The organism is Ideonella benzenivorans (genome assembly GCF_020387415.1).
Taxonomy (GTDB): Bacteria; Pseudomonadota; Gammaproteobacteria; order Burkholderiales; family Burkholderiaceae_C; genus Ideonella; species Ideonella benzenivorans.
Window position 1 is genome coordinate 450,643 of record NZ_JAGWCB010000007.1, and the last position, 18,291, is coordinate 468,933.

Consider the following 18,291-nt stretch of genomic DNA (forward strand, 5'->3'; position numbering starts at 1 on the left):
TCAGAAAAAATTCTCCATCTATGCCGGTGCCCCCATGGCGTTCACTGCCGCACAGGCAGCTCAGAAATGATTGATACGCCCCGACGGGGACATGCTGTCGTTCACTGCCGCACAGGCAGCTCAGAAACGAGACGCAGCGCACCAGGGGCCGGGCATGGAGTTCACTGCCGCACAGGCAGCTCAGAAATGTTGATTGAGGTTTGCCCTACATCGCAAACCGTTCACTGCCGCACAGGCAGCTCAGAAAACTGTGGGAAGGCGGTACGGACGACGATGACAGTTCACTGCCGCACAGGCAGCTCAGAAATCATTAGGACCTTGATCGGAATGGGACTCTCTGTTCACTGCCGCACAGGCAGCTCAGAAAAGCCCCCAGTGTGGCCGTCCAGGTGCTGCCGCGTTCACTGCCGCACAGGCAGCTCAGAAAGTGTTGAACCGGAGCACATTGCCCACCGACCAGTTCACTGCCGCACAGGCAGCTCAGAAATCAAGAGCGTCGACTCGCTGGTCATCTCTGGCGTTCACTGCCGCACAGGCAGCTCAGAAATGGACGGCAAGGCCTGGCTGGACGAAACGGTCGTTCACTGCCGCACAGGCAGCTCAGAAACGAGGCCCTCGTAGTTGGCCGTCTTCTCCGGCGTTCACTGCCGCACAGGCAGCTCAGAAATTCCAGAACTACTGGGACGGCCTGCTGGCCAGGTTCACTGCCGCACAGGCAGCTCAGAAATTCGCGGCATCCAGGCGCGGCCAGTCCGTGGCGTTCACTGCCGCACAGGCAGCTCAGAAATCCAGGGTCTGCGCAGCATGATCACGCCGGTCGGTTCACTGCCGCACAGGCAGCTCAGAAAAAGGTGCTCGCCCAGCAACTTCAGCGCGCCGAGTTCACTGCCGCACAGGCAGCTCAGAAACCTGGGTCCAAGCGCTGCGCAGCTCGTAGAGGGGTTCACTGCCGCACAGGCAGCTCAGAAAATGTCGAACCGCACGGGCACATGGAACTCGCCGTTCACTGCCGCACAGGCAGCTCAGAAATGCACGACCTGGCCGGCGAAAACCAGCTGGTGGTTCACTGCCGCACAGGCAGCTCAGAAATTCAGGTCGCTCAGGCGCTGGCCGTCCACCCGGTTCACTGCCGCACAGGCAGCTCAGAAATGTGGCGTCCGACACGTCGTTGAGCGCGTCGAGTTCACTGCCGCACAGGCAGCTCAGAAAAGGCCCTGGAGGCCATCGGCCTCAGTGCCAAAGTTCACTGCCGCACAGGCAGCTCAGAAAATCTCCAGCGCGCTGATGTTTTCGATGGTGCTGTTCACTGCCGCACAGGCAGCTCAGAAATACGTCATCGGCCACCCGCGCGTGGCGGGGGATGTTCACTGCCGCACAGGCAGCTCAGAAATGCTCACCGGCTGCGTGGCCGCCATCGCTGTGGTTCACTGCCGCACAGGCAGCTCAGAAACTGGTAGGCGGGATTCAGCGCCGCGACCACATCGTTCACTGCCGCACAGGCAGCTCAGAAAGCTGGATGTTCCTCCAGCGCAAGGGCTACACCGTTCACTGCCGCACAGGCAGCTCAGAAAACCAGCCAGTGGCTCAACACCGTGTTTCTGTTGTTCACTGCCGCACAGGCAGCTCAGAAATGCAGGCGCTCCTGCCCCCTCTTCTCCAGAGCGTTCACTGCCGCACAGGCAGCTCAGAAAGGCCGGGCCGCCGCAGGACGGCGATGCAGGGCAGTTCACTGCCGCACAGGCAGCTCAGAAAGGCGGGTACAACAAGTGGGATGGATGGTTGATGTTCACTGCCGCACAGGCAGCTCAGAAAAGGCGCGGGAGAAGTTGCCCCGATCGTCGGGCGTTCACTGCCGCACAGGCAGCTCAGAAATTCCCCCCCAACAGATCAATCCCGAATGGATCGTTCACTGCCGCACAGGCAGCTCAGAAATTGAGGCCCAGGTGACCGCCCTTGAGGCCCAGGTTCACTGCCGCACAGGCAGCTCAGAAAGTACCGCAGCAGCGTTTTGCACATCAAGCAAAGTTCACTGCCGCACAGGCAGCTCAGAAAAGCGACCACCGCGGCGCACATGGCCGGCCGGTGTTCACTGCCGCACAGGCAGCTCAGAAATTGTCCACGCTGAGATCGGAGGCCAGCTGCTTGTTCACTGCCGCACAGGCAGCTCAGAAAAGCCCGTGAACGACCGCGGGGAAACGTGGGACGTTCACTGCCGCACAGGCAGCTCAGAAACAGGGCGAGCTGCTGGCCCTGGAACAGCAGTTGTTCACTGCCGCACAGGCAGCTCAGAAATCGTCGTAGCCGGTCCAGTAGTCGGTGGCGAAGTTCACTGCCGCACAGGCAGCTCAGAAACGCTGGAATACAACCAGTTCATGCCGGCCCTGGTTCACTGCCGCACAGGCAGCTCAGAAATCGGCCAGTGCGGGCGGCGTGGAATCGTCGTCGTTCACTGCCGCACAGGCAGCTCAGAAATTCCACGCGGGTGAACTTGTCGGCCACCTTGTGTTCACTGCCGCACAGGCAGCTCAGAAAGCGTCGGCGGCGGCGTTCTGAACTTCGAAGCCGTTCACTGCCGCACAGGCAGCTCAGAAAAGCACGCTGTGGTTCGCCGCCCAACAGGAACAGGTTCACTGCCGCACAGGCAGCTCAGAAAAGAGCCAGGCCAATGCCGGCGGCCATGGCCGCGTTCACTGCCGCACAGGCAGCTCAGAAAGGATGAGTCCTTTCGCTTGAGGTACTGGACATGTTCACTGCCGCACAGGCAGCTCAGAAAAAGCTCAGGAAGTTGGTACTTGTAGACCCGTTGTTCACTGCCGCACAGGCAGCTCAGAAAGTTCTTGCGGCTTACGACCTCGCGCTGGTGGGGTTCACTGCCGCACAGGCAGCTCAGAAATTGGTGATGACCTCGCGGCGCAGCTGCCAAGTGTTCACTGCCGCACAGGCAGCTCAGAAAAGTCGATCGTCTATCACGTCACCGGCCTGGATGGTTCACTGCCGCACAGGCAGCTCAGAAATGATGACCTGACCACCGGGCGGCGCTGAAAGCGTTCACTGCCGCACAGGCAGCTCAGAAAGGCGAGGCCGATGCCGGCTGGGTGGGTGAAACGTTCACTGCCGCACAGGCAGCTCAGAAAGGACCTGCAACTGGCCCCGCGCGAGCCGAACTGTTCACTGCCGCACAGGCAGCTCAGAAAGCTCGCGGCATCACCGTCGAAATGCTGCCGGCGTTCACTGCCGCACAGGCAGCTCAGAAATCGAAGTTTTCGAGCTTGATCTTCTCTGCGCCGTTCACTGCCGCACAGGCAGCTCAGAAATTGCGTCCAGCAGCCTGCCAGCTCAGGCACATGTTCACTGCCGCACAGGCAGCTCAGAAAAGGCACACGAGAAAACATCTCCGGGCCTTCGGGTTCACTGCCGCACAGGCAGCTCAGAAAACGCCCAGCACGCCGGCGGGCGTGCTCCAGGCGTTCACTGCCGCACAGGCAGCTCAGAAATTGCGGGGTCGGCCACGGCGCTTGGGCGCATCGTTCACTGCCGCACAGGCAGCTCAGAAAATCGCCGCCGACTTGGCCAAGCTGCGCGGGGCGTTCACTGCCGCACAGGCAGCTCAGAAAGACCAGTACCGCGCCCAGGTCGACCAGCTGAAGTTCACTGCCGCACAGGCAGCTCAGAAAATGTTGACCATGTCGATCTCGACCAGGTCGACGTTCACTGCCGCACAGGCAGCTCAGAAAGATGGAGATGGCGTGGTTGTGGCCGCCGGCGGGGTTCACTGCCGCACAGGCAGCTCAGAAAAGGCGAGGACGCACCAGGCGCAGAGGCACCAGGTTCACTGCCGCACAGGCAGCTCAGAAAACCTGCTGGCCGCCGGGCAGCTCAACCGCGGAGTTCACTGCCGCACAGGCAGCTCAGAAATGGGCATGGGCAACAGCCACGCCGGACATCGAGTTCACTGCCGCACAGGCAGCTCAGAAATCCGAGGACCGGCTGCTGGTGCTGCCGCGCTAGTTCACTGCCGCACAGGCAGCTCAGAAAAGCGGCTGGACACCGCGCCGTGCCGGCGCACCGTTCACTGCCGCACAGGCAGCTCAGAAAGCGCTGGTGTTCTGGGACACGACGCACGGACCGTTCACTGCCGCACAGGCAGCTCAGAAAACCATGAAACCCGCTGGGCATGCAGCCGGCGAGTTCACTGCCGCACAGGCAGCTCAGAAATTTCGGGGTGGGGGTCGTGGTGGGGGGATAGGGTTCACTGCCGCACAGGCAGCTCAGAAATTTGATGGAGCTATGCCGGTGCGGATTCCATCGTTCACTGCCGCACAGGCAGCTCAGAAATACCTGGACCTGGGCCAGGTGATGCGCAAAGCGTTCACTGCCGCACAGGCAGCTCAGAAAAGCAGGCTATAGACCAAGTCCATCGGGTTGGAGTTCACTGCCGCACAGGCAGCTCAGAAAATGAACGACACCGCCACCGTCACCCTCGACACGTTCACTGCCGCACAGGCAGCTCAGAAAAATTGGCGCCGTCCCACACGGGCACCAGCCGCGTTCACTGCCGCACAGGCAGCTCAGAAATTCGCTGCCTCCTCCTGGGCCTTCCTCGCCTCGTTCACTGCCGCACAGGCAGCTCAGAAAACCAAGACCACCGATGAGGCCGCGCAGACCGTGTTCACTGCCGCACAGGCAGCTCAGAAATGGAATCTCTCTATGCCTGCGCCCAGACCTGGGTTCACTGCCGCACAGGCAGCTCAGAAAAGCACACGCCGGTCAAAGTCGATGCGGATGTTGTTCACTGCCGCACAGGCAGCTCAGAAAACATGCAGCAGCGCGGGCACCTCGCGGGCCCAGTTCACTGCCGCACAGGCAGCTCAGAAAACCACCTGGATGTTCTCCAACGTGGAGGTGGCGTTCACTGCCGCACAGGCAGCTCAGAAATGCCAGCAGCCGGCGATCTGGTCCGGCCAGGTGTTCACTGCCGCACAGGCAGCTCAGAAAGCTGGACCTCAAGCAGCCCACCGGCCGGTGGCGTTCACTGCCGCACAGGCAGCTCAGAAAACGCAGATGACCAGGCCAGCGCAATCCACCGCGTTCACTGCCGCACAGGCAGCTCAGAAAAGTTCCCAGGCGTGTAACTCGTGACTGACCTGAGTTCACTGCCGCACAGGCAGCTCAGAAAAGGCACGCCAGGCGAAGCAGGCGCAGGGGCTGAGTTCACTGCCGCACAGGCAGCTCAGAAACACACCCTGGCCACGACCCGCACAGCGCTGCAGTTCACTGCCGCACAGGCAGCTCAGAAAGTCGACCGCGCAGCGCGGCCGCAGCATCTCCTGTTCACTGCCGCACAGGCAGCTCAGAAAAGGGCGACCCCTTCGATCAGCTCTGCCAGGTCGTTCACTGCCGCACAGGCAGCTCAGAAAATGTGCGCTGCGGTTGTTGCCGGCGACCTTGAGTTCACTGCCGCACAGGCAGCTCAGAAAAGCGGGGGAAGCGGCGTGTAGTCGTAGTCGATGTTCACTGCCGCACAGGCAGCTCAGAAAACCTATGACTGCATTGCGTCCCACGCCTACAAGTTCACTGCCGCACAGGCAGCTCAGAAAGCTCAGGTTGGCGTCGCGCAGGTTGGCGCCGCGTTCACTGCCGCACAGGCAGCTCAGAAACAACCAGGGCATCGAAACGGACGTGGCGTTGGGTTCACTGCCGCACAGGCAGCTCAGAAAGACATGGGCGTGGAGACCGGCACGGTGCTGCGGTTCACTGCCGCACAGGCAGCTCAGAAAGGCGCGCTCCAGGGCTACATCGACCCGAATGGGTTCACTGCCGCACAGGCAGCTCAGAAAAGGTACATCTTGGCGCCGACTGCCGCTCGGTAGTTCACTGCCGCACAGGCAGCTCAGAAAACCATGACAAGGTGACCCCAGGCAGCGGCAACGTTCACTGCCGCACAGGCAGCTCAGAAATGCGCGCTGGCACTGTCCGCGTGTCAGTCCCCGTTCACTGCCGCACAGGCAGCTCAGAAAAGTGCGGTCAGGCCAGCATCGGCCGTCAGCACGTTCACTGCCGCACAGGCAGCTCAGAAAACCGGCTGGCGGGCTCGGACGCTGCCGGTACTGTTCACTGCCGCACAGGCAGCTCAGAAAATACCCAGAATGCGGGCCTCCCGCGGCTGGTCGTTCACTGCCGCACAGGCAGCTCAGAAAAGAATGACGATTCGACAACCAGCGCACTGAGCGTTCACTGCCGCACAGGCAGCTCAGAAAAGCTGTGCGGCCATCATGGCGACCTGTTCAGGGTTCACTGCCGCACAGGCAGCTCAGAAAAAGTAAAAGTCGTTCAAGCCGTTTCCTGTTTTGTTCACTGCCGCACAGGCAGCTCAGAAAATCGACGCCCGGTAGAGCTTCTGCCCGTCGCAGTTCACTGCCGCACAGGCAGCTCAGAAATCCAGCGCCAGGGTGCCGCCGGAGATCGTGACGTTCACTGCCGCACAGGCAGCTCAGAAATTGTAGCGAACGGCGGCGAGGTCTTGGAACAGGTTCACTGCCGCACAGGCAGCTCAGAAAGCTGGACCTCAAGCAGCCCACCGGCCGGTGGCGTTCACTGCCGCACAGGCAGCTCAGAAAACGTGATCGTCAGGTCCTGCACCGTGCCGTCGGTTCACTGCCGCACAGGCAGCTCAGAAAGTCTTGCCGTCGCGCTGGTTCTGCAGCAGCACGTTCACTGCCGCACAGGCAGCTCAGAAAGTTTTTCCATTCCGAGATGCGCGATTTCGGAACGTTCACTGCCGCACAGGCAGCTCAGAAATCTTTCAAAGACCCAATACAACTTCTAGCCTTGTTCACTGCCGCACAGGCAGCTCAGAAAATGAACGACACCGCCACCGTCACCCTCGACACGTTCACTGCCGCACAGGCAGCTCAGAAATTCCAGACCGACAGCCGCAGCACCTCCCAGTCGTTCACTGCCGCACAGGCAGCTCAGAAATTGTTGATGTCGCCGCGAGGCAGCAGGGTGAAGTTCACTGCCGCACAGGCAGCTCAGAAATGAGTGCCGGACCAATTCGCCAAAGAACGGGCGTTCACTGCCGCACAGGCAGCTCAGAAAGCTGACGCCGGCAGACCAAGCAGGCCGAATTCGTTCACTGCCGCACAGGCAGCTCAGAAAGAAGAAGAACATCAAGAGCACCCACATAGCGAGTTCACTGCCGCACAGGCAGCTCAGAAATTTCTGGGCGCGGCTGTGGCGTTCAGGCTCGCGTTCACTGCCGCACAGGCAGCTCAGAAAACGAGAGGCCAAGGCGCCGTAGGTTCGCTGAAGTTCACTGCCGCACAGGCAGCTCAGAAAACCGAGTGAAGGCGCAGGGCCTCGGACCGATGGTTCACTGCCGCACAGGCAGCTCAGAAAACAGGCGAGGTGCGCGAGGCCGACCGCTGGCTGTTCACTGCCGCACAGGCAGCTCAGAAAGCGTCTCAATCTCAGACCGGGACTCTTTACAAGTTCACTGCCGCACAGGCAGCTCAGAAAACGTCGATGTCGGCCGTGGGCTGGGCCATTTCGTTCACTGCCGCACAGGCAGCTCAGAAAAGCCCAGCAGGTCGGGGGACTTGAAAACCTTATGTTCACTGCCGCACAGGCAGCTCAGAAATGTACGACTGGCTGAAGCATCTCGACGGCTTCGTTCACTGCCGCACAGGCAGCTCAGAAAATGTTCATGTGTCCTCAGTGCTCTGCATCGGTGTTCACTGCCGCACAGGCAGCTCAGAAATCACGGTTCACGAGCTCGGGAACGGCCACCGTGTTCACTGCCGCACAGGCAGCTCAGAAAGGTGACGTAGTCGAGCTGGCGCCCGGCCACGCCGTTCACTGCCGCACAGGCAGCTCAGAAATCCCACAGGTTGGTGGGCATGGCCACCACGGCGTTCACTGCCGCACAGGCAGCTCAGAAAACCACGGCACTCGCGTCCAAGAGATCAACACCGTTCACTGCCGCACAGGCAGCTCAGAAAAAGTGTGGGCGCATCGTGAAGCCGTCGTTGCCGTTCACTGCCGCACAGGCAGCTCAGAAATAACGCGAGCCGCCCATGATCCAGCCCAAAGAGTTCACTGCCGCACAGGCAGCTCAGAAATAACGCGAGCCGCCCATGATCCAGCCCAAAGAGTTCACTGCCGCACAGGCAGCTCAGAAAGCAGCGCGTAGCCAGGCAGCAGGCTTACCCACGTTCACTGCCGCACAGGCAGCTCAGAAACGCCTGGTGATCCTGCAACCTCTGCAGGTCAGGTTCACTGCCGCACAGGCAGCTCAGAAATACAACGTGCAGCACATCGCCATCGACGCGACGTTCACTGCCGCACAGGCAGCTCAGAAAAGCGATTGCAACGCGCGGGCCCTCAGTTCGGGGTTCACTGCCGCACAGGCAGCTCAGAAAAGTCAAAGCTCGCGCGTGAAAAATGGGAACGTGTTCACTGCCGCACAGGCAGCTCAGAAATTTCGCGCTCAGGGCGTTACCGAAGGCCGCAAGTTCACTGCCGCACAGGCAGCTCAGAAATCGCTCCCGTGGAGGCCGACGCGCGCCGATGGGTTCACTGCCGCACAGGCAGCTCAGAAAAAGTCCTTCGACATTGCAACTGCGAGGGCCAGGTTCACTGCCGCACAGGCAGCTCAGAAAGTCCATTCCAGACGGGTTCGCATCTCGTTCATGTTCACTGCCGCACAGGCAGCTCAGAAAATCGAGATCACCGGGCGCAAGTCGACGGGCAGGTTCACTGCCGCACAGGCAGCTCAGAAAATGCCGATGAGCTTGAGCATGCCCAACACGATGAATCGCCCCGGGGTCAGACACGTTCCATGCCCCGCAACATCGAAATCAAGGCCCGGGTCGATGATCTGAAGACCCTGGCCGCGCGAACGGCCGCCATCGCTACCAGCGGTTCCACCGCCATTGCGCAGGACGACACCTTTCCCCGCTGCGAAGCCGGGCGGCTCAAGCTGCGCGAGTTCGCCGATGGGACGGGCCCAAGATGTCCTTCTACCTGTTGTCGCCCACCAATGCGTCGGCGTCCCTGCGTGCGGTGATGACCCAGGCCCACGCGCTGATGGCGCAGCCCGCTCAGCGCCGATGCCAATAGGCCGCCGCCTGGGTTCGGCTGTCCAGGGCCAGCTTGGTCAGGATGTTGGCCACATGGCGTTTGACGGTGTGCAGGCTGAGGCCCAGCGCGCGGGCGATGAGCTTGTTGCTCTGGCCCTCGGCCAGCAGGGCCAGCACCTCGCGTTCGCGGCTGGAGAGCGGGTCGTCCGGCGGCGCGGCCTGGGCCGGCAGGTCGCCGTTCTGCCAGGCGGCCAGGCGGCGGCGCAGTTGTATCTGTGCCGCTGGGGGGCAGCGCAGGCGGGGCTCCAGCGTCTGCCACAGCGCCTGCAGCCGGCCGGGGGGCTCCAACAGCAGGCCCAGGCCCTGGTCCTGGATGCTCTCGGCCAGCACTTCGTCCAGCGCGGCGGCGGCGGCGTCCAGCTCGCCTTGTCCGGCACGGCAGGTGGCCAGGGCAAAGCGCGCGTCGCCCATGAAGGCCGGCAGGCGTCCGCTGCGCTGCAACAGGGCCGCGCGCTCCAGCAGCACCCGCGCCGTTGTCAGATCGCCGCGCAGTAGCGCGTGTTGCCCCTGCACCAGGGCCGCTCCGGTGTCCAGCAGCGGCCATTCGCGGGCGGAGCGCGGCTGGGCCAGTTCGGGCAGCAGCGCCGCCAGCCCTTCGGCATCCTCGGCCCGCCAGTGGATGCGGGCCTGGGCGTGGGCATAGGTGCGCCGCCAGCCACGGCTGTAGCCGGGGGTCATGAGACCGGGCACCTGGGCGATGACCGCCAGCGCCTCGGCGCAGTGGTCCTGCGCGGCCAGGTGCAGGCTGTGCAGGTGCAGCGCGCTGATGCCCAGCATCACGTCGCCGGGCAGGTGGCGTTGCCGCTGCAGCAGGGCCTGCAAGGCCTCGCGGGCAGGTTCGGGCTCACCGTGCCAGAAGGCCAGCCAGGCGTCCAGGGCCGGCACCTGCACCTCGCCGAACTGCGGGTTGTGGCACAGCTGGCGCAGCCGCTCCATCAGCGGCCGCGTGCCGGGCAGGCCGGTGAAGTGGCCATAGCTCATGTCCACGATGTTGGGATAGCGGGTCCCCGGCGCCTGCGCGGCGTTGTCCGCCATCGCGGCCAGGCCGGCCAGCACGGCGGTGGGGTCGCCCCGGGCCATGCCGTTCCAGGCGCGCAGCGAGTCGAAGGCCACCTGCAGCGCCGGTGGCAAGTCCGCATCGGCGGCGGCGCAGAGCACGGCCTCGGCCCGCTCCAGCTCGCCCAGGGCGTTGTGGCAAGCGCCCAGCAGGCCCAGCGCGACCAGGCGGTCGCGTTCCTGGCCCCGCTGTGCAAAGACGTCGTGGCTGCGCTGGAATTCGTCGCGGGCGTGCACCCAGTCCCAGCGCGACCAGGCGCACAGGGCGCGCAGAAAGGCCGCGTCGGCCTGCGATTCGCGCCAGTCCGGCGGCAGCTGTTCCAGCCAGCGTTCCAGGCGGTGGGTGCCGCCGACGGCCAGCAGCCCGTCGGCCATCTGGCGCAGCGCGGTCAGCGCGTCGGCCCAGCGCCCGGCGGCCAGCCAGTGGGGCACGGCCCGCTCGGCGCGTGTCTCGGCCGCGGCGGCGCGGGCATGCAATGACGCCGCCAGCCCGGGTTCGCGGCGTTCCAGCTCGCCGCGCAGAAAGTCCCGGAACAGGTCGTGGAAGCGCAGCACCGGCACGGCCTCGTCCAGCGCGCTCAGAAAGAGCTGACGGCCAAAGAGGTCGTCCAGCACGGTCGTGGCATCGGTCCGCCCGGTGATGGCCTGGCACAGCGCCGGGCTGAGCTCGGGCAGCACGCTGCTGTGCAGCACGAACTGCTGCAGCGGCGCTGGCAGCTCGGCCAGTACCTCCTGGGCAAAATAGTCGAACAGATGGCGGTGGGCGGCCGGCCCGAGCTGGGCGGGCAGTCCGGCGCGGCGCTGCGCGCTGCCCAGCATCAGGTGCAGGCCGGCCACCCAGCCGTGGGTGCGTGCGAGCGCGGCTTGCAGCGCGTCGTCGGGGGGGGCTTCCAGCCCGCGCAGCCGGCACAGCGCCTGGGCCGCGTCCAGGTCGAACTGCAGGTCCTCGAAGCCCAGCTCCACCAGCTCGCCGCCGGCCCGCCAGCGGGCCAGGGACAGCGGCGGCGTGACGCGGCTGCCGATGTAGAGGCACAGCTCCGGCGGCGCGCGGGCGATCAGGGTGTCCAGCAGCTGCAGCGCGGCCGCATCGGTGATGTGGTGGAGATCGTCCAGCACCAGGGTGATGCGGGCCTCGGGCCGCGCCCCCAGGGCGTCGATCAGCGGGCCCAGCGCGGTGCGCGAGGCCGGGCTGGCGTCCTGCAGCTGGGCCAGCACCGTGGCGGGCGGCACCGCCCAGGGCAGGTCCAGCGCCGCCAGGGCGCCCAGCAGCGCGGCGAACAGGCGGTTGGCGTCGTTGTCCTCGGCGTCGAGGGACACCCAGACCACCTCAGCCCCGGGGGCGGCGGCCAGGGCGGCGCTGAGCTGCACCAGCAGCGTCGTCTTGCCAAAGCCGGCCGGCGCCTGTACCAGCACCAAGCGGGCGTCGTCGGCCTGCGTCAGCACACGGGCCAACAGGGCGGGGCGGGACACCGCGTCCCGCCGTGCGCGCGGGATGCGGTATTTGCCGGAGTGCGCTGACGGGCTGCGGATGTCCATGGGCAGGGTTGGCAATCTGCCCGATTCTAGGAATGGCAGCGCGCCCAGGTCCAGGCCCGGGCCCGCACCCGCGCCGCCGGCCTCAGGGGGTGGCGGACGTGGGGGGCAGCGGCGTGGGCACGCGGTTGCGGATGGGCGCCAGCGTCTTCAGGTAGGCGAACACCGCTTTGAGATCCGCATCGGTCATTTGGCTGTAGGCGGTGGGCATGGGGGGCAGCAGCGGCCGGCCCAGGCCCAGGTGGCGGCTGGTGCGTAGCGTGCGCACGAAGTCCTGCTCGGACCAATGGCCCAGGCCCGTCTCGGGGTCGGGGGTCAGGTTGGCGGTGAAGCTGACCCCCCAGGGGCCGGCCCAGGCCGTGTTCGTCGCCGACGACACGACCCGCCAGGGCCCTGGCGGCAGGGCCGGCACCGGCGGCATCACCAGGCTTTCCGGGTGGCCGGAGAAGCTGCGGGCGAGGTCCGGCACGGGACCCTGCGGCCCCATCTTCAGCGGGGTGTGGCAATCCGCGCAGCCGTTGGTGCTGACCAGGTAGCGGCCACGGTCGATGCGATCGCGTGGCGCCGGCTCGGTGGCCTGGGCGGCCAGGGCAGCCCACAGGGGCCACAGGAGGGTGAGGTGTTTCATGGACGGGGTTCCAGTGGACAGGTGACGGCACTGTGCCGGTCCGTCCGGCGGCCGACATCCGCCCGACAGGCCAGGGTCCCGGCCGGCGAGGAGCCATGCCAGGACGGGCGCCGATGGCCCATCGGAGCGATGCCGGCGCGGTGTGGGCTCGGAACACTGGCGTCTCCTGTTTCCACTTCCGAGACCGCACCCATGAACACCTCGTCCCGCTACAACATCTATGCCCCCGTCCACAAGGCCCTGCGCCTGTTCATGACCGACACGCTGGCGGGCCTGAGCCGGCTCGACCTGGACGACCCGCAGGACCTGGCCGCTGGGCTGGACCAGCTCGAAGCGCTGCTGGATGCCGCCAGCCGCCATCTGCAGCATGAAAACCACTTCATCCACCCGGCCATCGAGGAGCGCTGTCCGGGCCTGAGCGGCCGGATCGCGACGGAACACCAGGAACACCTGGACGCCATCGCCACGCTGCGTGCCGCCGCGGCCGCCCTGCGCGCCGAGCCCGAGGCGGCCGCGGCGCATCGGCTGTACCGGCAGCTGGCGACCTTCATGGCCGAGAACTTCGAGCACATGGATGTGGAGGAGACGCGCCACAACCAGGCGCTGTGGGCGGCCTACGACGACGCTTCGCTGCAGGCCATCGAGGACCACATCCTGGCCAGCCTTGGCCCGCAGGAGATGAGCCAGTGGCTGCGCTGGATGTTGCCGGCCTTCAACCCGACCGAGCGCGCGCGGCTGATCGCCGGCCTGCCTGCCCAGGCCCAGTCGTCGGTGCTGGCCTCGGCCCGCGCCCTGCTCAACGACGTGGCCTGGGCCAAGCTGTGCCGGGCGCTGGGCCACGCGCCGGTGCCCGGGCTGATCCACATCTGATTGCGTCGTATGCTGGCGGGCCCTGCCACTTCCGTCTCGCCCGCGCCGTGCTCACCCTCGCCAAGCTGACCGCCCGGGACGCACCGGCCTACCGCGCGCTGCTGCTGGAGGCCTATGCCCAGCCGGGCGATGCCTTCACCTCCACGGCCGAGGAGCGCGCGGCGCTGCCGCTGTCCTGGTGGGCGCAGCGGGCCGCGGCGGCCGATGGGTCGGGGCTGGCCCTGGGGGCGTTTGTGGACAACGCCCTGGTGGGCAGTGTGACGCTGGAGTTCTCGTCGCGCCTCAAGACCCGCCACAAGGCCCATCTGGTGGGCCTGTACGTGCAGCCTGCGCACCAGCACCAGGGCATTGGCCGGGCCTTGCTGCAGGCCGCCTTGGCCGAAGCCGTGGCCCAGCCGGGGGTGCGTTGGGTGACGCTGACCGTGACCGAGGGCAACACCTCGGCCCAGCGTCTGTACGAGAGCCTGGGCTTCCGGGTCTGGGGGTTGGAACCCGAGGCCATCCGCACGCCCACAGGGTACCGCGGCAAGGTGCAGATGGGCTACCCGCTGGACCTGCCACCGCCCGCGCCGCGTCCGCCACAGCCGCCCGTGACGCTGCGCGAGGCCACCCCGGCCGACGCCGAAGCGCTGTCGGCCCTGGCGGCCCGCTGTTTCCACGACACCTATGCGGCCGACAACCAGCCCGAGGATCTGTGGGCCTACATCACCCATCACTTTCACCCGGCGCAGCAGCAGGCCGAGCTGGCCGACCCGGCCCTGCGGACCTGGGTGGCGGTGGAGGGCACCCGCCTGGTCGGCTTTGCCCAGTTGGCCCGAGGCGACAGCCTGCCCGCGTCGGTGACCCAGGCGGCGCCGGTGGCCCTGCGGCGCTTCTACGTCGTGCGCGACCAGCAGGGCCGCGGGCTGGCGGTGCGGCTGATGGCCCGCATCCGCGCGGTGGCCGCGCAGGACGGGGCGCAGCACCTGTGGCTGAGCGTGTGGGAACGCAACCCGCGGGCGCTGGCCTTCTACCGCAAGTGCGGCTTCGAGGCGGTGGGCCACACCACCTTTGACGTGGGGGCCGACCGCCAGCGCGACTGGGTGATGGTGGGCGCCACTACGGCCTGACCGGCGTGGCGGGCTGGGCCGGCGGGCGGCCCTGCATCAGCAGTGCAGCCAGCACGGCGGCCAGCACCACCGCCCCCAGCAGGAAGAAGCCCTGACCGTAGGCCGTGAAGACGCCCTCGGCCAGCCCGTGGTAGGTGCCTTCGCGCCATTCCACGAACACCGCCGTCATGGCGATGCCGAACACCCCACCCAGCTGCCGCGCATAGGTGACGATCACCGAAGACTGCGCCAACTGGTGCGGCGCCAGGTGGCGCAGCGTGGCCAGGTTCAGCGCCGGCAGGATCATGCCCAGGCCGATGCGGCCGACGATGGTGGCGGCCAGCAGTTCGGCATAGCCGATGTGCTGGCCCAGCACGTAGAACGCGAAGAACGAACCACCGAACAGCAGCAGGCCGGCGATGGTCACCGCCTTGGGCGGAAAGTGGTCGGCCATGCGGCCGGCCAGCGGGGTGGCCAGCACCAGCGCGATGCCCCCGGGGATCAGCGCGCTGCCCGCGGCGGTGGCCGAGTAGCCCAGCGCACTCTGCAGGAACACCGGGATCAGGTAGGTGGAGCCGTACAGCCCGAAGCCGTAGGTGAAGGACACCACCGAGCCCATGCTGAAGGTGCGGCTGCCGAACAGGGCCAGCTGGATCAGCGGGGTCGGACTGCGCCGGGCATGGCGCAGGAAGGCGGCCAGGGTCAGCAGGGTGAGCGCCACGTGCGCGGCCGTCCAGGCCGACAGGGCACCGTCGCGTCGCAGGCTGCTGACGCCATCCACGATCGCCAGCGTGGCCAGGGACAGCATCAGCGCGCCGGTCCAGTCGAACGGGTGCTGGGCGTGCGCGCCCGGGGCGGGCAGCAGCCACACCCCCAGGGCCAGGGCCAGCAGGCAGAAGGGCGTGTTGAGCAGGAAGATGGCGGCCCAGCCGAGATGGTCCACCAGCACGCCGCCGAAGGCCGGCGCCACCGCCGGGGTCAGCACCAGCCCGAGCGTCAGCAGCCCCGAGGCGCGGCCCTGCATGGGCGGCGGGAAGCGGCGCAGCACCACCAGCGTGCCCAGTGGCTGCAGGATGCCGGCGGCCGCGCCCTGCAGCACCCGCGCCAGCACCACCTGGCCAAAGCTCTGGGCCAGGCTGCCGGCCACGCTGGCGGCGGTCAGCACCAGCACGGCGCCCAGGAACAGCCGCCGAAAGCCGATGCGGTCCAGCAGCCAGGAGGTGGGCAGCATCGACAGCGTCATTGCCGCCATGAAGCCGGTGACGGCCCACTGCACCTGCTCATGGCCCAGGCCGAACTGCTGGCTGAGCACCGCCACCGCGACGTTGAAGGCCGAGGTGGCCAGCACCCCGGCGATGGTGCCGGTGGCCACGGTGATCAGCAGCAGCCACTTGTAGCGGGGGCCGTGGCGCTCGGTCAGCGCCTCGAAGGACAGGGCCTGGGGCAGGATCATGACTGGGCGGGGCGGCGCTGGCGGGCGGCCAGGCGCTGCGGCAACACGGTGTCGACGGTTTCGCCGGCGATGCGGCGCTGCAGGTAGGCCAGGTCATCGCCCAGCTCGGCGCGCAGCCGGCGGGCTTCGCGCAGCTCGCGGCTGACGGCGTCGATGCGGGCGTCCAGTGTCTCGACCTGGCGGGTCAGGGCATCGTGGATCTCCACCAGCGCGGTCTGCGAATGCACTTTGCGGCCATCGGCCAGGGCCTCCACCGGCCGCTTGAGCATCTCGGCGATCGCTTGCAGCGAGAAACCCAGCGAGCGCAAGCGCAGCACCCGTGCGAAGCGCTCCAGGTCCTGCGGGCTGTAGAGCCGGTAGCGGCCCTCGCTGCGGCTGGGGGAGACCAGCCCGCGCTCCTCGTAGTACTTGAGGGTGCGGGGCGTGACCGCGAGCCGTTCGGCGGCCTGCCGGATGGTCAGCAAATCGGTGGCAGGGGTGGACATGGGCGCGGTGGTGGAGACGGGCCGTGACTATAACCTGTACGTTCACGTACAGGTTGGGTGGGCCGGCAAACCGCCTGGCCGGGGTCCGGTCAGCCCTGCAGCCAGGTGCGCAGCAGGGCGGTGGTGGTGTCGGGTTGCTCCAGCGTGGGCAGGTGGCCGCAGTCCGGCAGGCGGTGCAGCCGGGCGTGGGGGAGGCCTTCGGCCATGGCCTGCACCACGGCCGGCGGGGTCACCGCATCATCCTCGCCGACGATGAGCAGCGTGGGTTGCTGCACCGTGGGCAGCAGGGGCCGCGAGTCCGGCCGGTTCAGGATGGCGGTCTGCTGGCGCCGGTAGGCTTCGGCCCCGACCCGCTGGGCCATGGCCTGCACCGTGTGGCCCACCGGGCCGTGCACATGGCGGGCGTGCACCAGGGTGGGCAGCAGCTGGCGGGTGACGCCCAGGAAGCGGCCCCGCCCCAGCAGGGCCAGGCTGCGCCGGCGCAGCGCCGCCCGGGCTGGGGCATCCGGGGCGGCGCTGGTGTCCAGCAGGGCCAGCCGGCTGACCCGCTGCGGCTGCTGGCGCAGGATCTCGAAGGCCACATAGCCGCCCATTGACAGCCCGGCCAGCGCAAAGCGCGCCGGCGCCTGGGCCAGCACGCGCGCAGCCATGGCCTGCACGCTGTCGTCCTGGGTCAGATCCGCCACCTCGGGCTGCGCCACATCGGCCAGGCCCGCGACCTGCGCCGCCCACAGGTCGGCGTCGCACAGCAGGCCGGGCAGCAGGATCAGCGGGGTGCGCTCAGCCACGGTCGGCCTCCCGCATCCGTGCGGCCAGCACCAGGCCGACCACGGCCAGCAGCGCGGTCAGGGCCACCTCACCGGGCCAGCCGCCATGCAGCCAGAACCAGCCGCCGGCCACGCCGATGCTGCTGGAGCCCAGGTAATAGAACAGCAGGTACAGCGAGGCGGCATGGCTCTTGTGCGGGCCGGCCAGCCGGCCCACCCAGGCGCTGGCCACCGCGTGGGCGATGAAGAAGCCGATCGTGACCAGGGCCACCCCCACGGCGATCACCGCCAGCGATGCGGCCAGCGTGAACAGCACCCCCAGGCCCATGGCCGTCAGCCCGATCAGCAGGGCGCGGCGCCGGCCCAGGCGCTGGCTCAGCGCGCCGGAGCTGCCCGAGGCGAAGATGCCCAGGGTGTAGCTGAGGAACACCAGGCTGATTTCGGTCGGGCTGAAGCCATAGGGCGCCGCCGCCAGCCGAAAGCCCAGGTAGTTGAACAGCGCGACGAACACGCTGGTCAACACAAAGCCGATGCCGAACAGACGTTGCAGGTCCGGGCGCGTCAGCTGGTGGCGCCAGGCCGCCACATGCTGCTGCCAGTGCACGCCGTGCTTGGGCACGAAGCGGCGTGAGGCTGGCAGCAGCCAGAAGAAGCCGATCGCGGCGACCAGGTCGATCACCGCCAGGGTGGCCATGGCGCCCCGCCAGGAGGCCCATTCCACCAGCATGCCCATGCCCACCCGGCCCATCATGCCGCCGAAGGCGGTGCCGCCCACGTACAGGCCCATCGCGCTGCCCAGGCGGCGCGGTTCCATCTCCTCGGCCAGGTAGGCCATGGCCACCGCCGGCACGCCGCCCAGCAGCAGGCCTTCCAGCAGGCGGCAGGCCAGCAGCACCGGCCAGCTGGGGGCCACGGCGGCCGCCAGGTTCAAGACGGCCGCCAGCACCATCGAGGTGGCCATCAGCCCGCGCCGGGGCAGGGACTGGGACACCGCTCCCATCGTGAAGATGGCCAGGGCCAGGGCGCCGGTGGTCAGCGACAGCGCCCAGGAGCTTTGCGCCGGGCTGAGCCCGAAATGCGCGGCGAACTCGGGCAGCAGGGGCTGCACGCAGTACAGCAGCGAGAAGGTGGAGAAGCCGGCGAGGAACAGCGCGAAGCTGATGCGGGCGAAGGGCACCGGGGTTTCCGCGGTGGCCACCGGCGACGCGGGGGCCGGTGCGGGGGCGGAGACCGGCTCCGCCAAGGGCACAGAACTCATGGCTGCAAGGATG

At 67.0% G+C, this 18,291-nt stretch carries 9 protein-coding genes and 1 CRISPR repeat array (1 of these 10 only partly in view); of the genes, 3 read left to right on the plus strand and 6 right to left on the minus strand.

The annotated features are described in order from the left end of the window. Positions 1–8,780: a CRISPR direct-repeat array (repeat unit 28 nt; unit sequence GTTCACTGCCGCACAGGCAGCTCAGAAA) (it extends 321 nt beyond the left edge of the window). Positions 8,781–8,839: 59 nt separating this feature from the next. Beyond that, entirely contained in the window at positions 8,840–9,067 is a 228-nt protein-coding gene (locus KGA65_RS05055; protein WP_225862043.1) for a CYTH domain-containing protein, read from the plus strand. Between the two features lie 34 nt (positions 9,068–9,101). Here KGA65_RS05055 and KGA65_RS05060 read toward each other — a convergent pair whose 3' ends face one another. Together KGA65_RS05060 and KGA65_RS05065 are read right to left on the minus strand one after the other, a co-directional pair. Further along, positions 9,102–11,747, minus strand: a complete 2,646-nt coding sequence (locus KGA65_RS05060; RefSeq protein WP_225862044.1) for a winged helix-turn-helix domain-containing protein — start codon at positions 11,745–11,747, stop codon at positions 9,102–9,104. A gap of 67 nt (positions 11,748–11,814) precedes the next feature. Continuing rightward, positions 11,815–12,357 carry a c-type cytochrome gene (locus KGA65_RS05065; protein ID WP_225862045.1) on the minus strand — a complete coding sequence of 181 codons (543 nt, stop codon included), beginning with the start codon at positions 12,355–12,357 and terminating at the stop codon, positions 11,815–11,817. 192 nt (positions 12,358–12,549) lie between these two features. On the opposite strand from KGA65_RS05065, the gene KGA65_RS05070 reads away from it, so the two are divergent. Both KGA65_RS05070 and KGA65_RS05075 read left to right on the plus strand, forming a co-directional pair. Beyond that, positions 12,550–13,227, plus strand: coding sequence for a hemerythrin domain-containing protein (locus KGA65_RS05070; protein WP_225862046.1), 678 nt, complete (start codon positions 12,550–12,552; stop codon positions 13,225–13,227). 47 nt (positions 13,228–13,274) lie between these two features. After that, positions 13,275–14,336 (plus strand): GNAT family N-acetyltransferase, encoded by a 1,062-nt coding sequence (locus KGA65_RS05075; RefSeq protein ID WP_225862047.1) that lies wholly within the window; start codon positions 13,275–13,277, stop codon positions 14,334–14,336. On the opposite strand, the gene KGA65_RS05080 is transcribed toward KGA65_RS05075, so the two are convergent. The 4 genes from KGA65_RS05080 to KGA65_RS05095 form a co-directional block, all read right to left on the minus strand. Then, entirely contained in the window at positions 14,326–15,768 is a 1,443-nt protein-coding gene (locus KGA65_RS05080) for a DHA2 family efflux MFS transporter permease subunit (protein WP_225862048.1), read from the minus strand. The genes KGA65_RS05075 and KGA65_RS05080 overlap by 11 nt on opposite strands. Next, positions 15,765–16,253, minus strand: coding sequence for a MerR family transcriptional regulator (locus tag KGA65_RS05085; protein WP_225862049.1), 489 nt, complete (start codon positions 16,251–16,253; stop codon positions 15,765–15,767). The genes KGA65_RS05080 and KGA65_RS05085 overlap by 4 nt, the downstream gene beginning before the upstream one ends. Before the next feature lie 89 nt (positions 16,254–16,342). Beyond that, the gene (locus KGA65_RS05090; protein WP_225862050.1) at positions 16,343–17,041 is read right to left on the minus strand and encodes an alpha/beta fold hydrolase; all 699 of its coding nucleotides are present in this window, start codon (positions 17,039–17,041) and stop codon (positions 16,343–16,345) included. After that, entirely contained in the window at positions 17,034–18,278 is a 1,245-nt protein-coding gene (locus KGA65_RS05095; RefSeq protein ID WP_225862051.1) for an MFS transporter, read from the minus strand. Before KGA65_RS05095 ends, KGA65_RS05090 begins: the two co-directional genes overlap by 8 nt. Between the last annotated feature and the right edge of the window lie 13 nt (positions 18,279–18,291).

Excerpts from the sequence above, each read along its gene's own strand:
- KGA65_RS05070 (WP_225862046.1), top strand. The coding sequence starts at position 12,550 with ATGAACACCTCGTCCCGCTACAACATCTATGCCCCCGTCCACAAGGCC.
- KGA65_RS05080 (WP_225862048.1), bottom strand. The coding sequence starts at position 15,768 with ATGATCCTGCCCCAGGCCCTGTCCTTCGAGGCGCTGACCGAGCGCCAC.
- KGA65_RS05085 (WP_225862049.1), bottom strand. The coding sequence starts at position 16,253 with ATGTCCACCCCTGCCACCGATTTGCTGACCATCCGGCAGGCCGCCGAA.
- KGA65_RS05055 (WP_225862043.1), top strand. The coding sequence starts at position 8,840 with ATGCCCCGCAACATCGAAATCAAGGCCCGGGTCGATGATCTGAAGACC.
- KGA65_RS05065 (WP_225862045.1), bottom strand. The coding sequence starts at position 12,357 with ATGAAACACCTCACCCTCCTGTGGCCCCTGTGGGCTGCCCTGGCCGCC.
- KGA65_RS05095 (WP_225862051.1), bottom strand. The coding sequence starts at position 18,278 with ATGAGTTCTGTGCCCTTGGCGGAGCCGGTCTCCGCCCCCGCACCGGCC.